Origin of the sequence: Butyricicoccus porcorum (assembly GCF_051246315.1) — a bacterium.
In the GTDB taxonomy this organism is placed as follows: Bacteria; Bacillota; Clostridia; order Oscillospirales; family Butyricicoccaceae; genus Butyricicoccus_A; species Butyricicoccus_A porcorum.
The window spans coordinates 1,960,793-1,985,678 of sequence record NZ_CP178353.1; the positions used below are offsets into that span (position 1 = coordinate 1,960,793).

The 24,886-nt window shown below is 52.0% G+C and carries 23 protein-coding genes; 14 read left to right on the plus strand and 9 right to left on the minus strand.

All coding sequences use genetic code 11. The features are described from left to right. Positions 1 to 2 precede the first annotated feature (2 nt). Both eda and ACLM7Z_RS09690 read left to right on the plus strand, forming a co-directional pair. Positions 3 to 647 carry a bifunctional 4-hydroxy-2-oxoglutarate aldolase/2-dehydro-3-deoxy-phosphogluconate aldolase gene (gene eda, locus ACLM7Z_RS09685; RefSeq protein ID WP_435644958.1) on the plus strand — a complete coding sequence of 215 codons (645 nt, stop codon included), beginning with the start codon at positions 3 to 5 and terminating at the stop codon, positions 645 to 647. Continuing rightward, the gene (locus ACLM7Z_RS09690) at positions 640 to 1,662 is read left to right on the plus strand and encodes a sugar kinase (protein WP_087020330.1); all 1,023 of its coding nucleotides are present in this window, start codon (positions 640 to 642) and stop codon (positions 1,660 to 1,662) included. Before eda ends, ACLM7Z_RS09690 begins: the two co-directional genes overlap by 8 nt. Before the next feature lie 190 nt (positions 1,663 to 1,852). Here the strand turns inward: ACLM7Z_RS09690 and fliB are convergent, their stop codons facing one another. The 3 genes from fliB to ACLM7Z_RS09705 all read right to left on the minus strand — a co-directional run bounded on the left by fliB (position 1,853) and on the right by ACLM7Z_RS09705 (position 5,081). Continuing rightward, positions 1,853 to 2,920, minus strand: coding sequence for a flagellin lysine-N-methylase (gene fliB / locus ACLM7Z_RS09695; protein WP_273348994.1), 1,068 nt, complete (start codon positions 2,918 to 2,920; stop codon positions 1,853 to 1,855). A gap of 170 nt (positions 2,921 to 3,090) precedes the next feature. After that, positions 3,091 to 4,116, minus strand: a complete 1,026-nt coding sequence (gene ilvC / locus ACLM7Z_RS09700) for a ketol-acid reductoisomerase (RefSeq protein WP_087020335.1) — start codon at positions 4,114 to 4,116, stop codon at positions 3,091 to 3,093. 59 nt (positions 4,117 to 4,175) lie between these two features. After that, complete coding sequence (locus ACLM7Z_RS09705; RefSeq protein WP_435644959.1) at positions 4,176 to 5,081, minus strand: LysR family transcriptional regulator; 906 nt, start codon at positions 5,079 to 5,081, stop codon at positions 4,176 to 4,178. 466 nt (positions 5,082 to 5,547) lie between these two features. Between ACLM7Z_RS09705 and ACLM7Z_RS09710 the strand changes: the two genes are divergently transcribed. Both ACLM7Z_RS09710 and ppk1 read left to right on the plus strand, forming a co-directional pair. After that, positions 5,548 to 6,915: an NAD(P)/FAD-dependent oxidoreductase gene (locus ACLM7Z_RS09710; protein WP_087020341.1), complete on the plus strand. Its 1,368-nt coding sequence runs from the start codon at positions 5,548 to 5,550 to the stop codon at positions 6,913 to 6,915. Positions 6,916 to 7,071: 156 nt separating this feature from the next. Continuing rightward, positions 7,072 to 9,156: a polyphosphate kinase 1 gene (gene ppk1 / locus ACLM7Z_RS09715; RefSeq protein ID WP_435644960.1), complete on the plus strand. Its 2,085-nt coding sequence runs from the start codon at positions 7,072 to 7,074 to the stop codon at positions 9,154 to 9,156. A 95-nt stretch (positions 9,157 to 9,251) separates the two neighbouring features. Here ppk1 and ACLM7Z_RS09720 read toward each other — a convergent pair whose 3' ends face one another. Continuing rightward, positions 9,252 to 10,157 carry a precorrin-6B methylase gene (locus ACLM7Z_RS09720; protein WP_087020348.1) on the minus strand — a complete coding sequence of 302 codons (906 nt, stop codon included), beginning with the start codon at positions 10,155 to 10,157 and terminating at the stop codon, positions 9,252 to 9,254. A 216-nt stretch (positions 10,158 to 10,373) separates the two neighbouring features. Here ACLM7Z_RS09720 and ACLM7Z_RS09725 point away from each other — a divergent pair, with 216 nt between their 5' ends. The 4 genes from ACLM7Z_RS09725 to ACLM7Z_RS09740 all read left to right on the plus strand — a co-directional run bounded on the left by ACLM7Z_RS09725 (position 10,374) and on the right by ACLM7Z_RS09740 (position 13,549). After that, positions 10,374 to 10,793 carry a leucine-rich repeat protein gene (locus ACLM7Z_RS09725; RefSeq protein ID WP_165761118.1) on the plus strand — a complete coding sequence of 140 codons (420 nt, stop codon included), beginning with the start codon at positions 10,374 to 10,376 and terminating at the stop codon, positions 10,791 to 10,793. 35 nt (positions 10,794 to 10,828) lie between these two features. Next, positions 10,829 to 11,131 (plus strand): hypothetical protein, encoded by a 303-nt coding sequence (locus ACLM7Z_RS09730; protein WP_087020351.1) that lies wholly within the window; start codon positions 10,829 to 10,831, stop codon positions 11,129 to 11,131. Positions 11,132 to 11,390: 259 nt separating this feature from the next. Continuing rightward, entirely contained in the window at positions 11,391 to 12,374 is a 984-nt protein-coding gene (locus ACLM7Z_RS09735; RefSeq protein ID WP_087020354.1) for an IS5 family transposase, read from the plus strand. A gap of 401 nt (positions 12,375 to 12,775) precedes the next feature. Beyond that, positions 12,776 to 13,549, plus strand: a complete 774-nt coding sequence (locus tag ACLM7Z_RS09740; RefSeq protein ID WP_087020357.1) for an IclR family transcriptional regulator — start codon at positions 12,776 to 12,778, stop codon at positions 13,547 to 13,549. Between the two features lie 96 nt (positions 13,550 to 13,645). On the opposite strand, the gene ACLM7Z_RS09745 is transcribed toward ACLM7Z_RS09740, so the two are convergent. Next, positions 13,646 to 15,871 (minus strand): glycoside hydrolase family 3 N-terminal domain-containing protein, encoded by a 2,226-nt coding sequence (locus tag ACLM7Z_RS09745; protein ID WP_435644961.1) that lies wholly within the window; start codon positions 15,869 to 15,871, stop codon positions 13,646 to 13,648. 269 nt (positions 15,872 to 16,140) lie between these two features. Between ACLM7Z_RS09745 and ACLM7Z_RS09750 the strand changes: the two genes are divergently transcribed. From ACLM7Z_RS09750 to ACLM7Z_RS09770, 5 genes are all read left to right on the plus strand, one after another. Beyond that, positions 16,141 to 16,701, plus strand: coding sequence for a flavin reductase family protein (locus ACLM7Z_RS09750; protein ID WP_435644962.1), 561 nt, complete (start codon positions 16,141 to 16,143; stop codon positions 16,699 to 16,701). A gap of 14 nt (positions 16,702 to 16,715) precedes the next feature. After that, positions 16,716 to 16,913: a DUF1858 domain-containing protein gene (locus tag ACLM7Z_RS09755; protein ID WP_087020366.1), complete on the plus strand. Its 198-nt coding sequence runs from the start codon at positions 16,716 to 16,718 to the stop codon at positions 16,911 to 16,913. Positions 16,914 to 17,080: 167 nt separating this feature from the next. Further along, positions 17,081 to 17,944, plus strand: coding sequence for a leucine-rich repeat domain-containing protein (locus tag ACLM7Z_RS09760; RefSeq protein ID WP_087020369.1), 864 nt, complete (start codon positions 17,081 to 17,083; stop codon positions 17,942 to 17,944). 10 nt (positions 17,945 to 17,954) lie between these two features. Next, on the plus strand, positions 17,955 to 19,301 hold the full coding sequence (locus ACLM7Z_RS09765) for a vWA domain-containing protein (protein WP_087020372.1): 1,347 nt from the start codon (positions 17,955 to 17,957) through the stop codon (positions 19,299 to 19,301). Then, positions 19,298 to 20,818 (plus strand): AAA family ATPase, encoded by a 1,521-nt coding sequence (locus ACLM7Z_RS09770; protein WP_273350343.1) that lies wholly within the window; start codon positions 19,298 to 19,300, stop codon positions 20,816 to 20,818. Before ACLM7Z_RS09765 ends, ACLM7Z_RS09770 begins: the two co-directional genes overlap by 4 nt. A gap of 67 nt (positions 20,819 to 20,885) precedes the next feature. On the opposite strand, the gene ACLM7Z_RS09775 is transcribed toward ACLM7Z_RS09770, so the two are convergent. From ACLM7Z_RS09775 to ACLM7Z_RS09790, 4 genes are all read right to left on the minus strand, one after another. Then, positions 20,886 to 21,428, minus strand: coding sequence for a TetR/AcrR family transcriptional regulator C-terminal domain-containing protein (locus ACLM7Z_RS09775; RefSeq protein WP_273350342.1), 543 nt, complete (start codon positions 21,426 to 21,428; stop codon positions 20,886 to 20,888). Positions 21,429 to 21,640: 212 nt separating this feature from the next. Then, positions 21,641 to 22,381, minus strand: coding sequence for an energy-coupling factor ABC transporter ATP-binding protein (locus ACLM7Z_RS09780; protein ID WP_087020382.1), 741 nt, complete (start codon positions 22,379 to 22,381; stop codon positions 21,641 to 21,643). Further along, positions 22,378 to 23,190, minus strand: a complete 813-nt coding sequence (gene cbiQ / locus ACLM7Z_RS09785) for a cobalt ECF transporter T component CbiQ (protein WP_273350341.1) — start codon at positions 23,188 to 23,190, stop codon at positions 22,378 to 22,380. Before cbiQ ends, ACLM7Z_RS09780 begins: the two co-directional genes overlap by 4 nt. Then, entirely contained in the window at positions 23,187 to 24,185 is a 999-nt protein-coding gene (locus tag ACLM7Z_RS09790; RefSeq protein ID WP_087020389.1) for an energy-coupling factor ABC transporter permease, read from the minus strand. The genes cbiQ and ACLM7Z_RS09790 overlap by 4 nt, the downstream gene beginning before the upstream one ends. A 206-nt stretch (positions 24,186 to 24,391) precedes the next feature. Here ACLM7Z_RS09790 and ACLM7Z_RS09795 point away from each other — a divergent pair, with 206 nt between their 5' ends. Beyond that, positions 24,392 to 24,730, plus strand: a complete 339-nt coding sequence (locus ACLM7Z_RS09795) for a metal-sensing transcriptional repressor (protein ID WP_087020392.1) — start codon at positions 24,392 to 24,394, stop codon at positions 24,728 to 24,730. Positions 24,731 to 24,886: the final 156 nt, after the last annotated feature.

Sequence of the window (24,886 nt, forward strand, 5' to 3'; positions counted from 1 at the left end):
CTATGAATGCACTGAATCAGGCAATTTCCGACATCGGCGTAGTCCCTGTTATTAAGTTAAACAACCCGGAGCGCGATGCCGCTCCGCTGGCAAAGGCACTGTGCGAAGGCGGCGTTCCGGTCGCTGAAGTCACCTTCCGTGCAGCAGGCGCACCGCTCGCCATCAAGGCAATGAAGGAGACCTGCCCGGACATGATCGTCGGCGCAGGTACTGTAACTACCACCGCGCAGATCGACGATGCGATTGCAGCAGGTGCACAGTTTATCGTAACCCCGGGATTTGATCCGGAGCTGGTTGCATATGCACAGAGCAAGGACATCGCCATTTATCCGGGCTGCACCACCCCAACCGATTACCATGCGGCTCTGAAGTTTGGTCTGGAAGTCCTGAAGTTCTTCCCGGCTGAGCAGTCCGGCGGCCTCGCTAAGATCAAGGCAATGAGCGCACCGTTCCCGCAGTTCAAGGTTATGCCGACCGGCGGCGTATCCCTCAAGAACCTGAAGGACTATTTGTCCAGCCCGGTAATTGCAGCATGCGGCGGCTCCTACATGGTAACTGCTGATCTAATCGATAACCAGAAGTGGGATGAAATCACCGACCTGTGCAAAAAGTCCCGTGAAATCGTAAAGGAGGCGCGCAATGGCTAAAGTAATTACCTTCGGCGAAATTATGCTTCGCCTTGCTCCGAACGGTTACTATCGTTTTTTCCAGAATGACCAGATGCAGGCAACCTTTGGCGGCGGCGAAGCCAATGTCGCCGTTTCGCTGGCAAACTATGGCATTGATACGGCATTTGTCACCAAGCTGCCGGAGCATGCCATCGGACAGGCAGCTGTCAACAGCCTGCGCCATTACGGTGTAGATACCTCTATGATCGTCCGCGGCGGCGACCGTGTCGGCATCTACTATCTGGAAAAGGGTGCATCCCAGCGCGGCTCGGTATGCATCTATGATCGTGCCCACTCTTCTATTCAGGAATCCTCTGCGTCCGAGTATGACTGGAACGCAATTTTCGAGGGCGCAGAGTGGTTCCATTTTACCGGAATTACCCCGGCACTCGGCCCGAATGTCGTTGAAATCTGCCGCGAGGCATGCAAGGCGGCAAAGGCACACGGCGTCAAGATCTCCTGCGATCTGAACTACCGCGGTAAGCTGTGGACGCGTGAAGAAGCGCGCGCAGCAATGACCGATCTGTGCCAGTATGTCGACGTCTGCATCTCCAACGAAGAGGATGCAAAGGATGTCTTCGGCATCGAAGCAGAGAACACAGATATTTACGGCGGAAAGCTGAACAAGGAAGGCTACAAGTCGGTAGCCAAGCAGCTGGCTGACAAGTTTGGCTTCGAGAAGGTTGCCATCACCCTGCGCACCTCGATTTCCGCAAGTGACAACGACTGGGCAGCAATGCTGTACGACGGTGAGAACTACTGTTTCTCCAAGGAGTATCACCTGCACATCACCGACCGCGTCGGCGGCGGCGACAGCTTTGGCGGCGGCCTGATTTACTCCCTGCTGACTGGCAAGTCCACGCAGGATGCGGTTGAGTTTGCTGTTGCGGCATCCGCACTCAAGCACTCCATCGAAGGCGACTACAACCTGGTTACGGTTTCTGAGGTTGAAAAGCTCGCCGGCGGCGACGGTTCCGGCCGTGTTCAGAGATAATCTACCAATCCCCTTACTTTCCCTATGAAGTGCAGGACAGCATTTCCTGAGAGGGAAGCTGTCCTGCATAAAATCCTTTCCTTATTTTGATATCTGATTTCTCATTTGATAGCATCCAGTAATACACCTTTCCTGCTTGAGCCCGTCCGCCTTTTTTGGCGGACGGGCTCAAAACTTTGTATCGAAATACTCACAGGATAGAATACAGGAGGATTTTTTCCGTGTTTTCCTCGTCGTATTCAATTTCTTCGGAATAGCGCCTGCACAGATCAATTTGTCGGGCATGCGTCAGGCATCCCTCTGTCAGCCATGTCTGTATGTCCAGCAACTGGATCATGCAGGTGCTGATGAGCGCAAAATTGACACGCCCACACAGCATGCCATCCCAGCGAGCTCCCATAAAATGGCGATACAGGAAGTAGAGAAGCAGCTGTTCATATTCATACAGATTATCCTGATAACAGGAAAGAAACGCCTGTCTGTGGCGCAGGAGTTCAGGCAGCTGTGCTTTTGTCTCGAAGAGCAGGTCACGCCATGCAGGTTCATTGATTTCCAGCGTGAGAAAGAAATCGAGCAGACGGGTGAGCGATCCCAGCTGCCAGAATGCATCCGTCCAATTGGGGACGTATGCAGCTTCGGCGGCAGAAAACATCCATGTATCACAGGTTTTCTGCATGTTGACGGCAGTGCTGTACAGCCGGTTCATGCGTTCCTCCAGCGGCAGATATGGTTCTGCTTTGACGATGTGAAACAGCTCGTCCCGCATGCGGAACAGCTCATGCTCTGCGGCGCGCTCGTCTTCTGAAAGCGCTTCTGGTTCAAAGTCGTCATCGGGGACGGCTTCCAGCGCGGGAACACTGGTATTTTGCAGAATCAGCTCAGCGGCAGCCTCACAGCACAATCCGACACCGGCTTCTGTCCCATCGGAAAACCAATCGTAATAGCGCGGATGCTCGGTGCAGATCTGACAGAGGTGTTCTGCACCTAGCTCGGTATAAATATCGCACAGGTTGTGCTTACCCAGAAACGGGCAGCGTCCCTGTGTATCGAGCATAAAATGTGCGGTTTCGCCCGGCTCAGCGGGCAGTGCGATATGTGCCCGCAGGCGGTCACCACATGCACCATCGACCTGCTGGTAATAGGTGAGCGTTTCGTCGTCGATGTCGATTTCCCAGCCCGCAAGACAGCAGTTGTGCGTACAGGCGGATGCCGTACAGCGGAATTTTGGATAATAAGACGGGTATCTCAGATAACCCATGCAGCATTCCTCCCAGATGGAAAATGTCGTTCCCATTATAGCAAACGGAGCGCGGAAAGTACACAGCCGCGTTCTAAATGCAATGGTTCCGGCAAAACAAAAAGAAGAGGCTTTCGATCAGTTGACCAAAAGCCTCTCCCTTTTTAGGAAAGCAAAATTTTAGGAAATAATCAGTTGTTAATCAGCTTGTCGCTCTCGTTGTTCCAGCTGTACAGCTTGCGGATCTCCTCGCCGACCTTCTCGGACGGATGCTCAGCATGCAGCTTTCTCATCGCCTTGAAGTGAACCTGCTTGCCGGCATCAGCCATGTCGAGCAGGAAGTCCTTTGCGAAGGTGCCGTCCTGAATGTCAGCCAGAACCTTCTTCATTGCCTTCTTGGTGTCCTCAGTGATGATCTTCGGACCAGTGATGTAGTCGCCGTATTCAGCGGTGTTGGAGATGGAGTATCTCATGCCTGCGAAGCCGCTCTGGTAAATCAGGTCGACAATCAGCTTCATCTCATGGATGCATTCAAAGTATGCATTTCTCGGATCATAGCCAGCTTCGCACAGAGTCTCGAAGCCTGCCTGCATCAGAGCGCAGACACCGCCGCACAGAACAGCCTGCTCGCCGAACAGGTCGGTCTCAGTCTCAACGCGGAACGTGGTTTCCAGAACGCCAGCGCGTGCGCCGCCGATAGCGGAAGCATAAGCCAGTGCAAGATCCAGAGCCTTGCCGGTAGCGTCCTGCTCAACAGCAACCAGGCACGGGGTGCCCTTGCCAGCGAGGTATTCACTTCTTACGGTGTGGCCCGGAGCCTTCGGCGCGATCATGGTGACATCGACATTCTTCGGCGGAACGATGCAGCCGTAATGGATGTTGAAACCATGTGCGAACATCAGCATGTTGCCCTCTTCCAGATTCGGGCGGATGCTTTCCTCGTACAGCTGAGCCTGCTTCTCATCGTTGATGAGGATCATGATGATGTCAGCCTTCTTGGCAGCCTCGGCAGCGGTATAAACCTCGAAGCCAGCTTTTTCAGCCTTAGCCCAGGAACGGGAGCCTTCGTAAAGGCCGATGATGACATTGCAGCCGGATTCCTTCAGGTTCAGTGCATGTGCATGACCCTGGGAGCCGTAGCCGATGATGGCAATGGTCTTGCCATCCAGCAGTGCAATATTACAATCTTCCTGATAGTAAATTCTTGCGTTTTCCATGGGTAATTACTCCTTTTCGCATCTATAGAATTGAAATCGAAAACAAAAACAGGTGCGGTCTATCGTCCGCTGTCCTCCATGTTTTTCTGAATCCAGTCAGTCGTGAATGTCCAAAACCGTTTTTCTGCCGCTGACATCTCCTGATTTTTGCGCCGCACGAGAAATACATTTCGCGTGAAGCTGTCGTCACAGAACGGGATGACGGCAACATTGTCATCTGCATACTGCTCAGCGAAGAAGTCCGCCGTGATACCGGCACACCAGTTTTGCCGCGCAGCTTCCACAATCAAAGAATCATCGCTGATTTCCAGCAGAATCTGCGGCGTCAGTCCACCGCGTGAGAATTTTGTCATATTGACCGGATAGAACGAATAATCCCGCCCCTTAATGGCGAGAGGGATGCCGTTCAGGTCGCGGTACTCGACGCAATCTCTGTCTGCCAGCGGATGTGCTTTGTTGACAACCAGACAGTATCTGTGGGAAAAACAGTATTCGATCTCATACTTGACAATGTCAATCGGTTCGGGGAGAAATGCAAAATCAATTTTCCCCTCATCCAGCATGTCGAAGATGGGATATTCCGGATATTCGACCAGATCAAGATGAATGCTTGGATTCTCGCGGTAAAAATCCTGAATGAACGCGAGTGACAGGCGCTTCGGCACACCGTAGGTCGATGCGATATGCAGTGTGCAGGTTGAGTCACTGGTCTGCCCGCTGAACACAGCGCGCACACGCTCATATTCGTTCAGAATGATGTTAGCGCTGTAAGCCAGCTGATGTGCGTGCGGCGTCGGTGTCAGGCCGGAAGGGGAGCGGTCGAACAGTGTCTGTCCCAGTTCTTCCTCAAGCCGCTGAAGCCGTTTGCTCATCGACTGCGGAGAGATATACAGTTCATCCGCCGCCTTGTGGATGCTTCCCAGCTGGTATAGCTTTGTAAAACAAATCAGACTGTATGAATCCATTGAAGTCCTCCGTGCATTATCATGCTCAGACGGAACGCTGTGTCAAATTTCTGTTGCTACGCGCTCCGACATCAAATAGCATAGCTTATTTTTTATCAGCCGTCAATTCATGTCATAATTGCGGCCTTATCTGTGAGGACGTTACTATTATAGCTGAATTTCCCAACATCAGATATCACAAAGGAGGAGACTGGTATCACATTTTCGTTGATACCTTGTGCGATACCATCCACGTTTTGCTGATAGCGTATCAGTGCATGCGTGATTCTGTACAGAAAATTGCGGGGAGCAGACGGCCGCAGCACGGTCTGTCCTGCGGCGAAGCGAAAAGAATAGTGTTCCGGCTTTGGATGCATACTGACAGTATCAATTGAAAAAAGTGCCGGGCAATGCTACAATAAAGGCGGTATATCAAATAACTGCATGCATGGTAGAAGATGGTGCGTGTGATCCGGGAGAATTTTGTATGAAATATGACGTAATTATTATAGGTGCAGGGCCGGGCGGTATTTTTTCCGCCTATGAACTGTGCAAAAAGGGCAGTGGGTTGCGTATTGCCGTATTTGAGGCAGGATATCCGCTGGAAAAGCGGCGATGCCCGATCGACCGCAGCAAGGTAAAATCGTGCATCAACTGTGAAACCTGTGCGATTATGAACGGCTTCGGCGGTGCAGGTGCTTTTTCTGACGGAAAATACAACATCACAAACGATTTCGGCGGCACGCTGTATGAGTATATCGGCAGGGAAGAGGCTATTTCACTGATGAAATATGTCGACGGCATCAATGTCTCGCACGGCGGAGCGCATACGAAGATGTATTCGACTGCCGGAACGAAATTCAAAAAGCTGTGCATGCAGAATAAGCTGAAGCTGTTGGATGCCTCTGTCCGGCATCTCGGCACGGACATCAATTATGTCGTGCTGGAAAATCTCTACAATGAACTGAAGGACTGCGTTGACTTCTATTTCCATACACCGGTCACCGATTTGGAATGTATCGAGGACGGATACCGCGTGCGGTATACAGATGGCTTTGCCGACTGTACCAAATGTATTGTTTCGGTCGGACGGAGCGGAAGCAAGTGGATGGAACGTATTTGCAGCAGTCTGGACATCCCGACGAAATCCAATCGTGTGGACATCGGTGTGCGCGTAGAGCTTCCCGCTGTGATTTTCTCTCATCTGACAGACGAGCTGTATGAGAGCAAAATCGTCTATCGGACGGAAAAATTTGAGGACAATGTCCGGACATTCTGCATGAACCCCTACGGCATTGTCGTCAATGAGAATACAAATGGCATTGTAACAGTCAACGGTCACAGCTATGAGGACCCGGAGCACCAGACAGAAAATACCAATTTTGCGCTGCTGGTGGCAAAGCATTTTTCCGAACCATTCAAAGACAGCAACGGATATGGCGAGAGCATTGCGCGCTTGTCCAACATGCTGGGAGGCGGTGTCATTGTCCAGCGCTTTGGTGACCTGATCCGTGGCAGGCGGAGCACAGCGAAGCGCATGGAGGAGGGCATGGTCGTTCCGACGCTCACGGCGACACCGGGCGATCTGAGCCTTGTACTGCCCAAACGTATTTTGGACGGTATTGTTGAGATGATCTATGCGTTGGATAAAATTGCGCCGGGAACGGCGAATGATGATACGCTGCTCTATGGTGTAGAGGTCAAGTTCTATAACATGGAAGTGGATTTGGACAAAAATCTGGAGACAAAGCACAGGGGACTGTATGTCATCGGCGACGGCAGCGGTGTCACGCATTCGCTGTCACATGCATCCGCGAGCGGAATCTATGTCGCAAGGCATATTTTAGGTGAATAACCATTGCAATGGGGCTCCCGGCTGTGCCTGCAGCTGACAGGAGCCCTGTTTTTTTACAAAGACATTACATTGTTTTACAGAAAAGTGGTAGAATCGAGTTAAAATTACTGGTTTAATAATGATAAAAGCGATTGATTCATAATAGGGAGGATATCAATGGATACCACATGCTATACAAACAGAGAGCTGTCCTGGTTACAGTTCAACGAACGGGTACTGAATGAAGCAGGGAATGCCAGAGTTCCACTGGCAGAGCGCCTGAGCTTTGCGGCGATCTATCAGTCCAATTTGGATGAATTTTTCATGGTTCGCGTCGGCACATTGATGGTTCAAATGCATTCCGATGAAAAAATTCGTGAGAATAAGACGAATATGACCAGCGAGGAGCAGGTAAAGGCCATCCTCAAACGTGTTGCGGAGCTGGAACAGAAGAAATCCAGAATTTATGAACAGCTGATGGGCGAGTTGGAGCCGCAGGGTATCCGCATCATCAATTTTAACAAGCTGTCGAACGAGGAAGGCGCTCTGCTGGAGACCTATTTCGACCAGAATATTGCGCCGTTCCTGTCCCCGATGATTATCGGCAAGCAGCAGCCGTTCCCATTCCTCAACAACAAGCAGTTGTATGCGCTGGTTTTGCTGTCCACAAAGGGCGGCAAGGGCAAGATGGGAATCGTGCCATGCACAAACAGTGTATTTAAGCGCCTGATTGAAATCCCCTCCCGTCCGGGCACGTTTATGCTGTGCGAGGAGCTGATTCTGCACTTTGCCTCTAAGCTGTATCCGAAATATACCGTCAGAGAAAAGTCCATCATGCGCGTAACCCGCAATGCAGATATTGACGCAACAGATGTACTGGATGAAGATCTCGATTACCGCGATGTCATGGAGCATCTGATTAAACAGCGCACCCGCCTGAGCCCGGTGCGTCTGGAGCTGAGTCGGCAGATCAATGATAAGACACAGAAGGAGCTTGCAAAGTTCCTCGGCGTACATAAGCGGCATATCATCAAGGTAGACACCCCGCTCGACCTGTCGTTTGGCTTCCAGCTGCAAGGCTATCTGCGAGATAAGACCAACCTGTTTTATGAGCGCAGAAGCCCGCAGATGACGCCCGCACTCAACCTTAAGGAAAGCATTCTGGATCAGGTCGCAAAGAAGGATGTCCTGCTGTCCTATCCGTTTGAGAGCATGAAACCGTTCCTGCGCATGCTGCATGAGGCGGCAGAGGATGACAGTGTGGTATCCATCAAAATGACGTTGTACCGCGTTGCAGAGCGCAGTAAGGTCATCGATGCACTGATCGAAGCGGCAGAAAACGGAAAAGAAGTTGTCGTATTGGTTGAACTGCGCGCCCGGTTTGATGAGGCGAACAATATCGAGATGTCCAAGCGGCTCGAAGACGCTGGCTGCCACATCATTTACGGTCTCGGCATGTACAAGGTACATTCCAAGCTGTGCCTCATTACGCGCCATACCGAACAGGGGCTGTCCTATATCACCCAGATCGGTACGGGCAATTACAACGAAAAGACTTCGCGGCTGTATACCGATCTGTCGCTGCTCACGGGCAACCAGAAAATTGGTGCAGAAGCGGCACGCGTATTCAAATCGTTGATGCTCGGCGAGACGGTGGAACAGACGGAACACCTGCTGGTTGCACCGAAGTGCCTGCAAAACAAAGTTATCGCGATGATCGACGCCGAAGAACAGAAGGCATTGCGCGGTGAGCCTGCTTATGTCGGCGTAAAGATCAATTCGCTCACAGACAAGGCCATCATTGAAAAGCTGATTGAAGCATCGAAGGCGGGCGTAAAGATTGAGCTGATTGTCCGCGGCATCTGCTGCCTTGTTCCGGGCATTCCCGGCGAGACAGAAAATATCACGGTGGTCAGTGTTGTCGGACGTTTCCTCGAGCATTCACGTATCTATCGCTTCGGCGTAGGGGCAGACGAGAAGATTTATATCGCTTCTGCCGATTTCATGACGCGCAATACCATCAAACGCGTTGAGGTCGCCGCGCCGATTTATGATGAAGAAATTCGTGACCGCCTGCGCCATATTTTTGATACAGTTATGGCGGACGACGAGAAGGGCAAGCAGCAGACCTGTGACCGCGCATATGTTGATCGGAATCTCCATGAGAAAAAGCTCAATTCACAGGAGCTGTTCTATGAGGAGGCATACCGCGCAACTGCGACACAGGATCCGGCAACTGCCGCACAGGATCAGGATAACTGAGAAGATATCTGCGCAAAATTGTGAAAACAGCAGCCGGAAGCTGCAAAATGCGGCTTCCGGCTGCTGTTATTTGTTCAGAGATTCTGTATCACGGCTCATTCTCCCGCCTTGCCGGTGATGATCCACGGTGCCGGCTGGGTGTCAAAATTGTTTTTGCTGTTGAGCTTGGAGACCGAAATCTGGATGATATCCGGGTCGTTGATGCCGAGACTCTTGCACAGCGCAGGCATTTCGGCGGCAACTCTGAAGTCCAGTGTATAGATGACAAATTCCATGTTCGGATTGAGCTTGAGCAGGCACTTCATTTCCTGCTCCATGCTGGCGGATGCGACGAGCATCGTGACGTCCGGAACAGGCAATCCCTTCATGGTCTCGTCATCGACATGATCGATGATGGTGACATTGTTCAGACCAAACTGGTTGATGTTGTCTTCCAGAGTCTTGCGGTCGCGGGAGTTGTATTCTACGGCGATAACTGTACCTTCGCCGCCGAGGATGGCAGCTTCGACAGCGATGGATTCGCCCGAAATGACACACAGATTTTTCTGTGGATCGATCTGCATCTTGCTCAGGATGACAGCACGGATTTCCGATCCGACATACCGGACAGAGCCGAAGGCAAAGGAAAGGTTGTTCATGCCGAATTTAAACGTGCTGCGTGCCTTGGGATTGAGAATCAGCATGCCGGCAGAGGCATTGATGCCGCGGTTCATCATATCATAAACCTTGTTCTGCTTGATCGGGCCGCTCGGTTCACTGCCTTCGTTGTAGATAACGGTGCATTCACCCAGACCGGCGTTATACATGCGATAGAAGATATCCGGATGGCCGGCTTCGGTAAACACCAGAACAGAACGATGGGACTCAACAGTCGGAATCAAGTTTTTGTTTTTTCGGGTGATATCCAGAATTTTGACCCGTTCCAGATCAACATCTGCGTTGTCCGTAAAATACTGAAGCCATGCCAGAATATGGGCATTTGTAAAAAGGTTGTTTTCCATATAAAAACGCTCCTTTGCGTTTGGTTTCTCTTATCATATCATACTTTCGTGAGAAATGCACGAAATATAAAGAAGAATAGAGAAGTTTTTTGTGTGAATGCGCCTGCGGACAGGCCAATACCTTCTGTGGGAAATTGCCAAATCCCCTTGTCAGTCTTTCGGAGGTGTGCTATGCTAACAATAATTCCTGAGAATGAAAGTCAGAGAGGGACTGGTATGGCAGACGAAAACAGGCTTGAAATCATTGACGGAACCCTGAGACGATGCATCGGCGGAGCAGGAAAGCTCGTCCTGCCGCACGCAGTGGAACGGATTGCAGCACAGGCATTTGAAAGCTGTACGTCTGTGGAGAAAATAGAATTGCCGGGCAATCAGCTCCGGCTGCTCGCAGAGCATATTTTCTCCGGCTGTACGTCGCTGAAAAAACTGTCACTCTGGGGTGAAGTAGAAGATGCGGAAGGAAAGCGTTTTACAAGCCGGGCTCGGTTGAGAGAATACCTTGGGCTGGAAGAAAACGTACAGCTGGAATGGGAGTGCCCGACTGTTTGGTGTCTGGAAGACCGGTGCCAGTTCTGCGGCGGAATGCTTTGGGACGGCGTAATGCGCGTCTGTTCCTTCTGCGGAAGAATCAACTGATGGATGCGCTGCATCTATGGGAAAGGAGAACAGAAATGACATTTGAGCAACTGGAACAGAAATTTATCGGCAGAGAGGTCGATGAGGACAGACTGAATTATTATTTTACCATGATGGGAAGGTTTGGCAAGGCATCGATGTATACGTTCTCGTTCCATACGGAAGGATATACCATTTCAGCGGATGTATGTGTCGAACAGGGCAGAATCACGGGTATTGTGCCGGAAAAGGAGCCGCGTGAAGATGAATGGGGCCGTGTTCCCGATCCCGGCCCGGCAGATATCCAGCCGGAAGAATACGAGTCGATGGCAATGTATTTTCAGAGCGTGGTAATTTAGGAGTATCTGAACAGATAGTGCCTAAGCTCCACATGCCGCAGACGATGCAGCGACAGAGGAAAAGGGAAAAGGCAGACCAGAAGCAAGTTGTGCTTTCGGTCTGCCTTTTTTGCAGGAAAATAGATTGGGTTTTGTAGGTTAGGTTTAGTAATGAGAGTTTATTTTGTGAGAATTAGGGAACCTCTGATTTAATCCTCACCACCATATAGGTTGGGGATATGATAAAATAAGACTATCAAAACAAAGGTGGTGCATGACAATGAAGCAGGAAACATTTACAGACATGGAATACAGCTTCCGCAAGAAGAAAACCAAGCGGGAAGAATTTCTGGAAATCATGGACGAGATCATCCCCTGGGATGAGTGGGTAGGTGTCATTGCACCCTACTACCCCAAGGGAAAACGAGGCCGTCCACCTATGGGAATTGAGAAAATGCTGCGGATGTATCTGCTTCAGATCTGGTTCAACCTGTCTGACCCGGCAACCGAGGATGCCATTTACGACAGCTATGCCATGCGGAAATTTACAGGCATTGACTTCATGACGGAAGCGGTGCCGGATGAAACGACGCTGTGTAAATTCCGCCATCTTCTGGAAGAAAACGGGCTGAATAAACTGTTTTTTGACGCAATCAACCGGGTTATGGTAGGAACCGGACACATGATGAAGGGCGGCACCATCGTGGACGCGACGATCATCAATGCTCCCAGCTCCACAAAAAACGCTGAGAAAGCTCGTGACCCCGAAATGCACCAGACCAAGAAGGGGAAAGAATGGCGGTTTGGGATGAAATGTCATATCGGCGTAGATGCAGGCAGCGGCCTGGTTCACACGATAACCGTCACAGCAGCAAACGAGCATGACATCACGCAAGTAGCGAATCTGCTCCGGGAAGATGACGAGGTAGTCTATGGGGATTCCGGCTATCTTGGAGTACAAAAACGTCCTGAAATTGCCAACAATGCGCATTTTTCAAAGATTGACTTTCGTATTAACCGCCGTCCCAGAAGTCTTCCTAAAGTCAGTGACAAAGCCACTGACTGGGAACGGTATATCGAAAACCACAAATCCTCGGTGCGGTGCAAAGTAGAGCATGTGTTTCGGATCATCAAGTGTCAGTTCGGCTACAAGAAAACGGTGTATCGTGGACTGATGAAAAACGAGAATCGACTATACGCCATGTTCGCCTGTGCCAATTTGTACGCTCTCGCCATCGCCGGGCGAAAACTTTCCACAACCTGATATAGGGGTAGTCTGCCCTTTTTCGGGAAAAGGAGCCGAAAAACAGAAGAATAACGGCTATTTCGCTCTGAAATCGCCTTAACCAAGCGCAAAAACGGCAATGTATCGAGTGGGAACAGAATAAAGGCTATTTATTCAGAGGTTCCTTAACTTAATAACAGGGACTACGCCGATGTCGGAAATTGCCTGATTCAGTGCATTCATTTTGTTTCCCTCCAGATTTGTTTTGAATTATGAAACTGCGTTTTGTATTTCCCTTTGCTGATTCTTATTATGTACCCTTTGCCAAAAAAACAAGCGGAAATTCGTGAATTGATTGACAAAAATATCTTGTAATTTTTATGAAAAACCGATAAAATAGAAACAGAGTTTCATAATTCAAAACAGAGAGGAGATTGACCATGGCTGAAAAGAGTTCTCCCGTGCAGTCGCTCGACCGTGCATTTGATATCATGGAGCGACTCTGCGAAGCGCGCGACGGACTGACCATTCACACACTCACTGAGATGACCGGACTGCACAAGAGCACCGTGCACCGGATGCTGTCTGCCATGGTAACACGCGGCTATGTGCGCAAGGATGAGGAGACAAACAAATACCGCATGACGACGCGCCTGTATGCGCTGGCAGGACAGGTCGTGGAAAACCTCGACCTGGTACAGATTGCCCGCGGGCCGATGGAGCGCCTGCGCGACGAGGTCGGAGAGACTGTGCATTTGGTCGTGCCGGACGGCAGCGACATTGTCTATGTCCACAAGGTGGAGGCAGAAAACAGTGCCATCCGCATGTTCTCGCGCATTGGCATGCGCCGCCCGATGTACTGCACGGGTGTGGGCAAGGCGATTCTTGCGAGCCTGACCGATAAAGAGGTGGATGCGATCTGGGAACAGAGCGACATTCAGCCGTATACGCAGCACACAATTGTGACGAGGGAACGCTTGCAGGATGTACTGGAGGCGATCCGGCGCCGCGGTTATGCGTTTGACAACGAGGAAAATGAACTCGGCGTGCGCTGTATTGCAACGGCGATTTACGATTACACAGGCCGGGCCTGCGGTGCGATCTCACTCAGCGCCCCGCTGATGCGCATGACAGATACCTATCTGGCACAGCTCCAGCCGCATCTGATGGCGGCGCGTGACCGCATCTCACGTGACATGGGCTGGAGGGGATGACATGTCCCTGTCCGGCAGATAGAGCAAAGCCCTCCCGTAATCGGTTGGCGGAAGGGCTTTGCTGTTTTTACGGGATTTTCCGGAAGGAAATCAAAATCAGTAGCTCAGACCGAAGTTGAGTTCATAGTAGTTGCCTGCGGTGTCGCGGTATGCATATGCCTTGCCGTTTTCGTCCTTGAGCGCATCCGGCATGTACAGATCCTTGTCATAGCCCGGGACGTCGTTCGGGCTGACACAGCGGCCTTCGGCGTCGACAGCGAGGACCTCATCGCCGCGCGGCAGCGTGATGGGCAATTTGCCGGTTGCCGCATACCGACCGAGCATGACGTCGACAGTTGCGGAGAGATAGGTGTCATAGCCTGCGGTGAGCGCATCGACATGAGGCTCAATATTGCCCACCTGCCATGCAAGCGTGAAATTGATGTTGGCAATGACTTTGCCGCCGTTTGCGTGGACGGCAGCTGCGATGTCCACAATGCGTTTTGCACCGGGGAGCGTGGTTTCTGTGTGCGTTTCTGCGACCGGACGGCCCGTTTCATCGACGTTCGGCACTGTCTTGTCTTCACAGATATCCAGTTCGAGATAACCCGATGTGGCGTTAAAGTATTCGCCGGAGGACGGAGAAATCATCAGGATGGCATAGTCCGCCTGTGCGGGATCTTCGACAATCACAGCACCTTCCAACAGCTTTTTCAGTTCGGCGGTGTCTTTTTCTGCAAGCTCCGGCTGCTTGTAAAATGCCTCCGCATAGACCTTTTTGCCGGTGAGACTGTCGGCAGTCAGCGGCAGTGTGCCATCATTTTTCAGCAGAGTTACGCTCTTGCGGTGCGCATCCATTGCATTCGCCCAGTCGGTCTGGTTGGCGGTGACGGCCTTCGCCTCCGCCGGATCACGGTACGGATTGTCAAACATGCCGAGTGCAAACATCTCGGTCATTGTGCGGATGACAGCGCGGTTCAGCGCTTCTTCGGTCAGTTCAAGCTCCTCTCTGCGGAAGCCGTCCGGGACGGGATGTGTGTCGTAATAGCCATTCTTTGTACGCGCCAGTGCTTCCTTGCCGTAATCAATGTCAAACAGACCGCTGATGAGGTCGACACCGCCATTGTTCAGCGCGAATGCAATGCGCTCCGGCTGGTCGAGCATTTCAACACCCCAGCCCATGTTATGGACAATGCCGGTATCCGAATTGATATAGCCCTGGAAGCCCATCTGCTTGCGCAGCATGCCGTCGATAAACGGTTTGTTATATGCGAAGCCGAACGGCTGCATTTCTATCGGATGGCCGTTTTTGTCTGTCTGCGGTGCGCTCTTTTCGGCGGACGGCTTGGAATAGTATGGCATGATCGCGGAGGCATGGTTGTCTACAGCAACCTGGAAGGCTGGGATGTGGTATTTCTGGAGGCTGCCCTCGGTGGCGTAGACGTTCCACTGTCCTGCGGCATAGTGTGGGTCAAAGCCATTTTCCCGTGCGCCGCCGCCCGGGAAATGCTTGACTGTCATGGCGACGCCATCGTTCGTGACACCATCTGAACTGCCCTGAATACGCGGCAGAAGGTGCTCGAAAATCTCGCAGATCAGTGCCGGATCTTCGCCGAAGGTACCATAGGTGCGCTGCCAGCGCGGATCGGTCATGACATCCGCCATATACATATATCCCTTGCGCAGGCCGGTTGCATTCCAGCTGCGGCGGATTGCGTCGGCAAACTGGTCGGCGATTTCGATGCTGTCGCCCTTGATGGCGGCCGCAATGCCAAGCGTACCCGGCCAGGTGGCAAAGACACCGGAAGCATCATTCATGCCGAATACGGGAATTGCATGCTCATTGCGCGAGTTGGAAGCTGCCTGTACCGGGACAAAATGTTCACATTCCTCGGCGACGGCCTGCATCTGGTTGAGGAAGTCGGTCAGATATTTTGCGTCAGGATTGGCACGCAGAATAAAATGCCGTGCCCACCAGTTCTTCAGCAGGAAAGAAGTGCTGGGCAGGTGTTGCTCGCCGAAAATGGTTTTGCCGTGTAATTCGCCTTCGTCCAGAAGGCCGGATTCATCCAGCAGACTTTTGTCCTTTTGCGCCTCGCCGGTGCGCCAATCTGAAATAAAAATCTGTCCCAGCTTTTCCTCTGTGGTCAGCGTCTGCGCATAGGCGCGGGCGCGTTCCTCTGCGGGCAGACGCCAGTCCGCAACCGGGTTCAGCGTGCCGGAGCCGTCGATGTCCTTAAAATAACAACCATCCTGCTCAATGATACGGCGTGCAACCGTGCCGATCACCGGCCCGTTTGCATTTTTATAGTATGTTACGTGTTCAGAAGCCTTTTTTGCCATGTCATGTCCTCCTGTCTCTGTCCCGACAGCAATCGGGATAAAAAATTCTATTTGGGATACAAAGAGTAACTATCACGTGCTTCTATTATACCATGTTCTTTTGGGCGAAAACGGGGTAGTTCTCATCTAAAAATATACAATTTTATGTTTTTTTTGCATTTTTGTTTTGTTTTCAGAGAAAAGCGGCAGGACACTTTGCGATTGGAAGAGCCTGTGCTATAATAGCGGTATCCAAAATAAAACCTATTTCACGACAGGAGTGAAACAAAATGAGAAAGAGCTTTGGCGCAAAGTCGTTTCTGTATCCGCAGCCGGTGCTGATGATCGCATCCTATGACGCGGACGGCATGCCGGATGTCATGAACGCCGCATGGGGCTGCATCAGCGATTCCAACCAGATCGCCCTGTATCTCAGCGCCGGACACAAGACCGTCAAGAATATTCTTGCCAGAAAGGCATTTACCGTCAGCATGGCAGATGAAGCGCATGTAGTTGCCTGCGATTATGTCGGCATTGTCTCCGGCAATCAGGTGCCGGACAAGGTTGCACGCGCGGGCTTCCATACGACAAAGAGTGAACTGGTGGATGCGCCGATGATCGATGAGCTGCCGATGACACTGGAATGCCGATTGGTCAGCTATGACGAACAGTCGGAGTGCATGCTCGGCGAGATTGTAAATGTCAGCGCGGAGGAGATCATCCTTGGGGCCGACGGCAATATTGACCCGTCCCGGCTGCACCCGATTGCGTTTGACCCGGTCAACCGCACGTATCTGGCGCTGGGCGAAAAAGTCGGAAATGCATTTCAGGATGGAGCAAAGTTGAAATAAAGGAGAACAATCACATGAGAATCAATAAGAATACGACAATCGGCGCACTGCTGGAGGCCATTCCGGAAGCAGCGGATATCCTGACCAATATGGGCATGCACTGCATCGGCTGCCCGTCCGCCCGTATGGAGACACTCGAGCAGGCGGCAGAGGTTCACGGCATGGATGCAGATGATCTGATTGAGGATCTCAAGGGCTTCCTGGGTGCGTGAGCACGGCAAGCGTTCCATATAGACAAATGCACCCGCTGCGCATGCAGCGAGTGCATTTTTTCTGCCGATAGGGGCGGTTTGCAAAGAAAATTCCGCCCGACTGTGGCAGAGCGGCGGGCGGCGTGGTACAATAAGGACGATAAAACAACTGGCTCAGGGGGCATTGGATGGAAAATCTGATATTTGAACAGGGAAAACGCGGGGCAGTGCTGGTAAAATCCAACAGCAGCGCCGCGTTTCTGACGGTTCCGGACACGTGGCAGGGTGTGCCGGTGACGGAAATCGGAGATTATGCCTTTGCGCAGCAGCCGCAGCTCCGGCGTGTCGCGCTACCGGGAAGTGTCGATTCCATCGGCAATCATGCATTTTATAACTGCGCTGCGCTGGAACAGCTGGTGCTGCAAAACGGCCTGCGCTCGGTCGGCGACGGCGCATTCAAAAACTGCCGGGCGCTTCACCACATTTTTGTGAGGGGGCTGGCCTGGCTCAAAAGCATTGTGACCGATTTTACCAACGAAATTACGCTGACCATCGAGACAGGGGACAGACAGACAGTTGTCCTCCTGTTCCCGGAATATGATTATGCCTTTCAGGAGATCATTCCACCGCGCGAATTCCGTTCAGTCACCTATGGTTCCGGTTCGTTTTACCGGATGTGTGTGACGCGCAACGGCGTCAATTTCGACGAATATGACCGCACCTTCCCGCGCGCAGTGCGCGAGGACGAGCCGGAAGCTGTGCAGGCGATCGCGTTTTACCGCCTGCTGTACCCATACCAGCTGCGCGCGAAATATCGGACAGCGTATCTGGATTATCTGTCCGCGCATGCAGCGGAAGTCGTTTCCGATGTGCTGACAGCGCGTGATTTGCCGCGGCTGGAGCTGTTGATTCGAGAAGAGCTGCTGACCCGGGAGCAACTGGAAGACGCGATTGCGGCAGCATCGGAACGTGAGTTCCCAGAGGGTGTCAGCCTGCTCATGGATCACCGGTTGTCGCGTTTCGGACGCCGGGCAAACCGGTTTGCGCTGTAGGGGGTGCGGCATGAATGCACTTCATGAACAGCTGATCCGGATCGGAGACCGCATTCTGTCACTGGCACGCAGTGAGCTGTACCTGTCTATGCGGTTTCTGGATGTGGCGCTGTCCGCACTGTCCTATGAATTAAATCTGAATACGCGAACCATTGCCACTGATGGCGTGCACATCTTTTACAATCCCAATTATCTGATTTCTGCCTATCAGGACGACCCGGTGGGTGTCAACCGCACTTATCTGCATATGGTGCTGCATTGTATTTTTCGGCATATGACGCAGGACGAAGACCGCGATGCGGAGGACTGGAATCTTGCATGTGATATTGCGGTGGAATCCGTATTGGATTCCATGGAGTATCCGTGCGTGCAGCGTCTGGTGACTGACCGCAGGCAGGAATATTATGACCGTCTGGAATTGTCAGTCTGCAACGCGGAACAGGTTTACGGTGCGCTGTCTCACATGTCCTACGTTGACAAGCGGCGCATGCAGGAAGAATTTCTGGCGGACGATCACAAATTCTGGGAACAGCTGAAAGATGACAAAAACGACGGGCAGCCATCGCCCGACAGCGATTCCCCGGACAGTCCGCCGCCTGACCGGGAGGAAGTCGATCGGAAATGGCAGGACATCAGCCGCAAGACACAGACCTCGATGGAGACCTTTCACCGGGAGCTCAACCTCATGGCGGGCAGCCTGCGGCAGCAATTACAGATTGAAAACCGGGAACGCTGTGACTACCGCAAATTTTTGCAGAAATTTGCGGTCACGCGTGAGGAGGTTCGCATCGATCCGGACAGCTTTGACTATGGGTATTACAACTACAGCATGCAGCTGTACCAAAATATGCCGCTGATAGAAGAACTGGAATACCGTGAGGCGCGCAAAATCCACGATTTTGTCATTGCGGTAGACACCTCCGGTTCGTGCAGCGGCGAGCTGGTACGGCGGTTTCTGGAACAGACAGTGAGTCTGCTGCTGGATACCGGCAGCTTTTTTCGCTCAGTCAATGTCCACGTTATCCAGTGCGACGCCGACATCCAGTCAGATTTGAAAATAACCGATACCACGCATCTGACGGAGGTTTTGCAGACGTTTGAGGTCTGCGGAAACGGTGACACGGATTTTCGACCGGTCTTTGACTATGTGGAACAGCTACAGCGGCAGGGTGAGCTACTGCACCTGCGCGGCATGCTGTTTTTTACCGATGGATTTGGCATTTTTCCGCAGAAACGCCCGCCCTATGATGTCGCGTTTCTGTTTCTGGATGACAATTATGCCGACCATATGGTGCCGCCGTGGGCGATGAAGCTCGTCCTGGGCACAGACGATATCACAAAAGGGATGAAACGATGAATATACTACGCGCAAAACAGGAAATCATTCACACCGTGCGGGCCTATCTGGCGAAGGATGGGGAGGGGAATTACTGCATTCCCTCCGTGCACCAGCGTCCGGTTTTGCTGATGGGCCCTCCGGGCATCGGCAAGACCGCGATTATGGAACAGGTCGCCGCAGAGTGCGGCATTGCACTGGTGTCTTATACCATCACGCACCACACCAGACAGAGCGCCATCGGTCTGCCGTATCTGACAAAGCGAAATTACAGCGGCAAAGAACTGACCATCACGGAATACACGATGAGCGAAATTATCGCGTCCGTATACGACAAGATGGAGGAGACTGACCTGCGCGAGGGCATTCTGTTCATCGATGAGATCAACTGCGTTTCCGAAACACTTGCACCGACCATGCTCCAGCTGTTACAGCGCAAATCCTTCGGAAGCCATTTTGTGCCGGAGGGCTGGATCATTGTTGCCGCCGGAAATCCGCCGGAATACAACAAATCTGTGCGCGATTTCGATGTTGTCACGCTCGACCGCCTGCGTCGTATTGATGTGCAGGAGGATTATGCAGTCTGGAAGAAGTATGCTTACCGCAGCCGCATCCATCCGGCGATTCTCTCTTATCTGGACATTAAGAAGCAGAATTTTTATGCGTTTGAAACCACAGTAGACGGACAGGCATTTGTCACCGCGCGCGGCTGGGAGGATCTGTCGCAGTTCCTTCTCACCTGCGAGCAGCTGGATTTGCCGGTCGATGAACCGGTCATTCTGGAATATCTTCAGCATCCGCGCATTGCGCGCGATTTTGCCGCGTATTATGATCTGTTCTGCAAATACCAGTCGGATTACCATGTGGAGGAAATCCTGTCCGGCGGGCTGCCTGCCGCCGCACTGGAGCGGCTGAAAACCGCGCCGTTCGATGAACGGCTCAGCGTGATCGGCCTGCTGATCGGCCGCCTGACAGAGGCTTTTTCCACAGCGTATTACACGGACATGTCAGCTTCACGCCTGTTTGAGGGCCTGAAATCGGTCAAACGATATCTCGGCCAGCAGCCGCTGGGCGAGCTGCTGGCGCGCGAGTCCGACCGCATCCGTACATCGCTGTATGCCCGTCAAAAAGCTGCGGCTGTCGACCGGAGGGAGGTCTCCGCACTGCTGCGGGCAGCACAACAGCTGGAGGATGACCGGGCAGTGTTGTCTGCGGAGGCAGTCCGCAGCGATGACGACGGTTTTGTGCTTCTCTCGGAACGCTTTCAGGCAGAAGTACAGAAAATGGAGGAGCAGGCAGACTCTGCATCACAGCAGCTGGAGCACGCCTTTGCCTTCCTGGAAACCGCCTTTGGCAAAAGTCAGGAGCTGGTGGTCTTTGTTACCGAGTTGAATACAAACTTTTTCAGCACGTGGTTTATCGGGCAGTATGGCAGCGAGGCATACGCCCGCAACAACAAAGAGCTGATGATCGGAAAGCGGCGGCAACAGCTGCTGGGCGATATCGGGAAAATTCAGAGCTTCCTGACCGGACTTTGAGAAACCGGGACAGAGAGGATAGAAAAAAATCCGGATGGCATTTTTTACCAGCCGGATTTTTGTATGCTCACAGCTCATCAACATGTATTTTGTGGGCGATGCGAATACAGGATTTCATTGCCTCAACAAATTCATCCGGTTTCATACAGTCCTTGCTGAGAATCCATCGCTCGATCGAAAGCAGGAATGCATCGGCAAAGAAATTCAGCTGGATATCATTGACATCCGGCTCGTCGACCAGCGTTTCCAGTACGTGGGTAAAGATCGGGAGGCAGAGCTCCCGAAAATGCTCAGAGAAGGCGTTTTGCCCTCTGATTTTCAGTGCCTTTCGATAGAATGGCCTGTTATCATAAAAATAATTGCACAGATCGCGGTAAAAATTCCAGGCGTTGGGATTTTGCGCACCGTTCTCAATCTCTTCGATGAATTCGGTGTCGAAAATCCAGTTCACCAGATCGTATTTGTCTTTGAAATGATAATAGAAGCTCTTGCGGTTCATGCTGCATTTTGCGCAGATATCCGCAATATTGATCTTGGAAAACGGTTTTTCCTCCATCAGCTCCTTGAGCGCTGCGGCAAGTGCATGCTTTGTTGTATTGGAATCAGCCAAGGGCTGGACACATCCTTTCTGTTACGGCATGGAGCGAGAAAAAGACAGAACTCGTCTGCCGGGCAGATACGTTCCATCGCTTCCAATGATGCCGGAAAACGCGGGGTCTCTGTGGCTGGCATCATGCTGTACCGTGCCGGCTGTTTCGGCGCTATTATAGCAGAAAAAAGGCTGATTTGCAATACAATTCGACGGATTACGCTGTAATTGCGTCATAGCGGATGCCGCATATAGCTGAGTGGAAGCTCCAGTCCGTTGGCCTCGAGTAATTCCCGGTCAGTCAGGATATCTGCTGTCGGGCCGTCACGCACAATGGTTCCGTTCGCCATCAAAATAGTGCGTTCGCACGTGTCGAGGATCATATCCAGATCGTGGGAGGCGATGAGCTTCAGACCCGGAAGGTCGTTCAGAATATGAATCAGCTGCCTGCGGTTGCGCGGGTCGAGCGCAATCGACGGCTCGTCCATGAGGATGATATCCGGCGTCATGGAGAGAATTGTGGCGATAGAAACCATCTTCTTTTCGCCGCCGGACATTTTATAAATCTGTTTATCGCGCAGATGGTCAATGCCAATCAGTTCCAGCGCGTGGTGTACGCGCGCATCCACTTCTGCTTCAGAAAAACCGTAGTTGCGCGGGGCAAAGGCAATATCCTCATATGCTGTTGACAGGAATAACTGGCTGTCCGAGTCCTGAAAGACATAGCCGGTTTTCTCCCGGATCTGTGGAAGCGTCTTTTTTTCCACAGGCAGTCCGTTGACATGGATGCTGCCGGAAAAGGCAAGGTTCAGCCCGACCAGCAGCTTGAGCAGCGTCGATTTTCCCACACCGTTTGCGCCGACCAATCCAATCGCTTCTGACCCGGATGCGTGAAACGTGATATCGTGCAGAATCTGTCGGCTGTCTTCATATGCAAAAGAGAGGTTTTCCACCTCGATTTGTGGCTGATTCATGTAAACAGACCTCCTGTCAGGTTGCCGATTAAGATGAAAACCGGATATTTGCGGAACAGTGTCAGCACCGTCAGCCAGACTGCAAAGAATGCGATGTCCTGCGCGCGCAGGCGCGTTTTTTCGCCGATGTATGCAAAGCTGCCGCGATAGCCGCGCAGTACCATGCTTTCATAGACAACATTTGCACGGTCAACGCTGCGCAGCAAAAGCTGTCCCGTCAATGAGCCCCAGGCGGTGATATGAATGCCCTTTTGATTGGGCGCACGCAGTGCATATGCCTGCATCATGCGGCTGACCTCTTCGAGCAATACCGTGATATAACGATAGGTCAGAAGAATCTGAGTCATCAGGATTTTGGGCATATGCAACAGACGGAATGCATAGCAGAGCTGATCGATGGATGTGGTCGCAATCAGCAGATACGAGGCGAGTAAACTGAATACGCCCTTACAAATCAGTGTCAGCATGGACAACACGCCTGCGCTCATCTCAATGCCGCCGAGTTCAATTGTTGTATGATCCAGAAACGGGTTCAGGATTCCGACGACGCAGACCAGCGGCAGGACGAGCTTCAACCGCCGCAGGCAGTCGGAAAACGAAAGCTCAGACAGCAGAAACATAACGAGAGGATATATCACCATACCGCATATACCAATCACATCATATTTGGAAAATGAAACAGTCAGCGCAATATAATACACGGTCAGGAGAAATTTGACCAGTGGGTGAAGGCGGTTTGCCCACTGATCCTGAGATGCGGCGCAGTCCATGCGATGGATTTCACGGACTGCATTTTCTGCTCTGCTCATGCCGATTTTTTCTTCCGGAAGAATTTGAACACACAGCAGACAAGTGTGCACAGGACAATGACAACAATACCGCCGATCAGACCGGAACAGGCCGTTCCGAGTGCGGATTCCGAGCTTTTAAACGCATAATCCGGCAAAAGTGCGGTTGCCTGCTGAATTGCGCCTGCTGCTTCATAGACGCCGCCGGAGGAGGTGAGTTCGGTCGAGCCGGTCAGCCTGGCAATGGACCATTCCAGACCGTCCGGATTGGAGGAAGCGAAATAGGACAGTCCGCCGCCGATTACAGCTGCGGCTGCGGCGAGGATTGCCAGCGTCTTGCGGAAGGAACAACGCCCTTCTGCCTGTTTGGCATATTTATGGCAAAACAGGAGTTCCGGGCGTGCTTCATAGACGAACAGAAGCACTGCCGCTGTAATCAGGCCTTCCACCAGGCCGATGGCAAGGTGAATCGGCTGCATGACAGCGAAAAAGGCAGCGAACGGGAGTTCCGTTACCCCGGAGGCGAGTGTTTCCAGCGTGACGCTGAACGCACCGCACTGGAGTGTCAGCATACAGCCGAGGATTGAGGCCGCGATAATTTTTTTCTTCGACATACCGGTTTTCATCATTGGCTTCCAGATGAACAGGGCACCGAGGAAACAGCCGTAAAATGCCATATTCCAGATGTTGCAGCCGAGTGCGAGCAGACCGCCGTCTGCGAACAACAGGCACTGGATGAGCAGCACGCCAATCATCGTCAGAAAGCCGGCATATGGTCCCAATAGCGCGGACAGCAGCATGCCGCCGCACAGATGTCCGCTCGATCCTGTGCCGGGGATGGTAAAGTTAATCATCTGCGCCGCAAATACGAATGCACCCATGACACCCATCAACGGAATTTTTCTGGAATCGCTTTCCATACGGACTTTTTTGATGGAATAGCCCGCTGCGGCGGCGGAACAGAAATACATTGTTCCGGCTACTGCGGGCGTTACCAGTGCGTCAGCCATATGCATGATAAAATCCTCCTTGTGAATAATTTGAGATTTAGACTTGCAATTTTATATTCCTCACTTTACCACAGGAAATTGTCTGCGCAAGCCCCCAAGGGGGTTGTTTTTTTCTTTTGGTTCAACCAGAGACTGGCAGAACGGGGCAATTTTGGCTTGTCAGAATCGCGGATTTCATGCTATACTGTTCCGTACAGAAAGGGGAGTTCTCTATGGATCAACACGAGCATGAACGTCTGCATGCTGCCGGAATCCCACATGAGCACGGCGCATCACAGGAACACGGGCATACGCATGCCAACACCAAAGCTGTTATCAATCGGCTGTCACGTGCAATCGGACATCTGGAATCCGTCAAAAAAATGGTGGAGGATGGGCGCGACTGCCCGGAGGTGCTCATTCAGCTCGCGGCGGTGCGCGCCGCGCTGACCAACACGGGCAAGGTGATTCTCAAGGATCACATCGAGCATTGCATTGTCGATGCTGTCGAGCAGGGCGACGAGCAGGCTATCCGCGATCTGGAGCGCGCCATCGATCAGTTTATGAAATGATTTCGAGAATGGTTTTTGGATTGTTTCCAGATTTTGCTTGACAATTCGGGAACAGTTTTGTATACTGTTGTCGAAATAAATCATCCCCTACGTAGGGATGTATACAGAGGCAGACAACGGAGTCGCACAAAATGACTCTCCCAGTCTGTCTTTTTT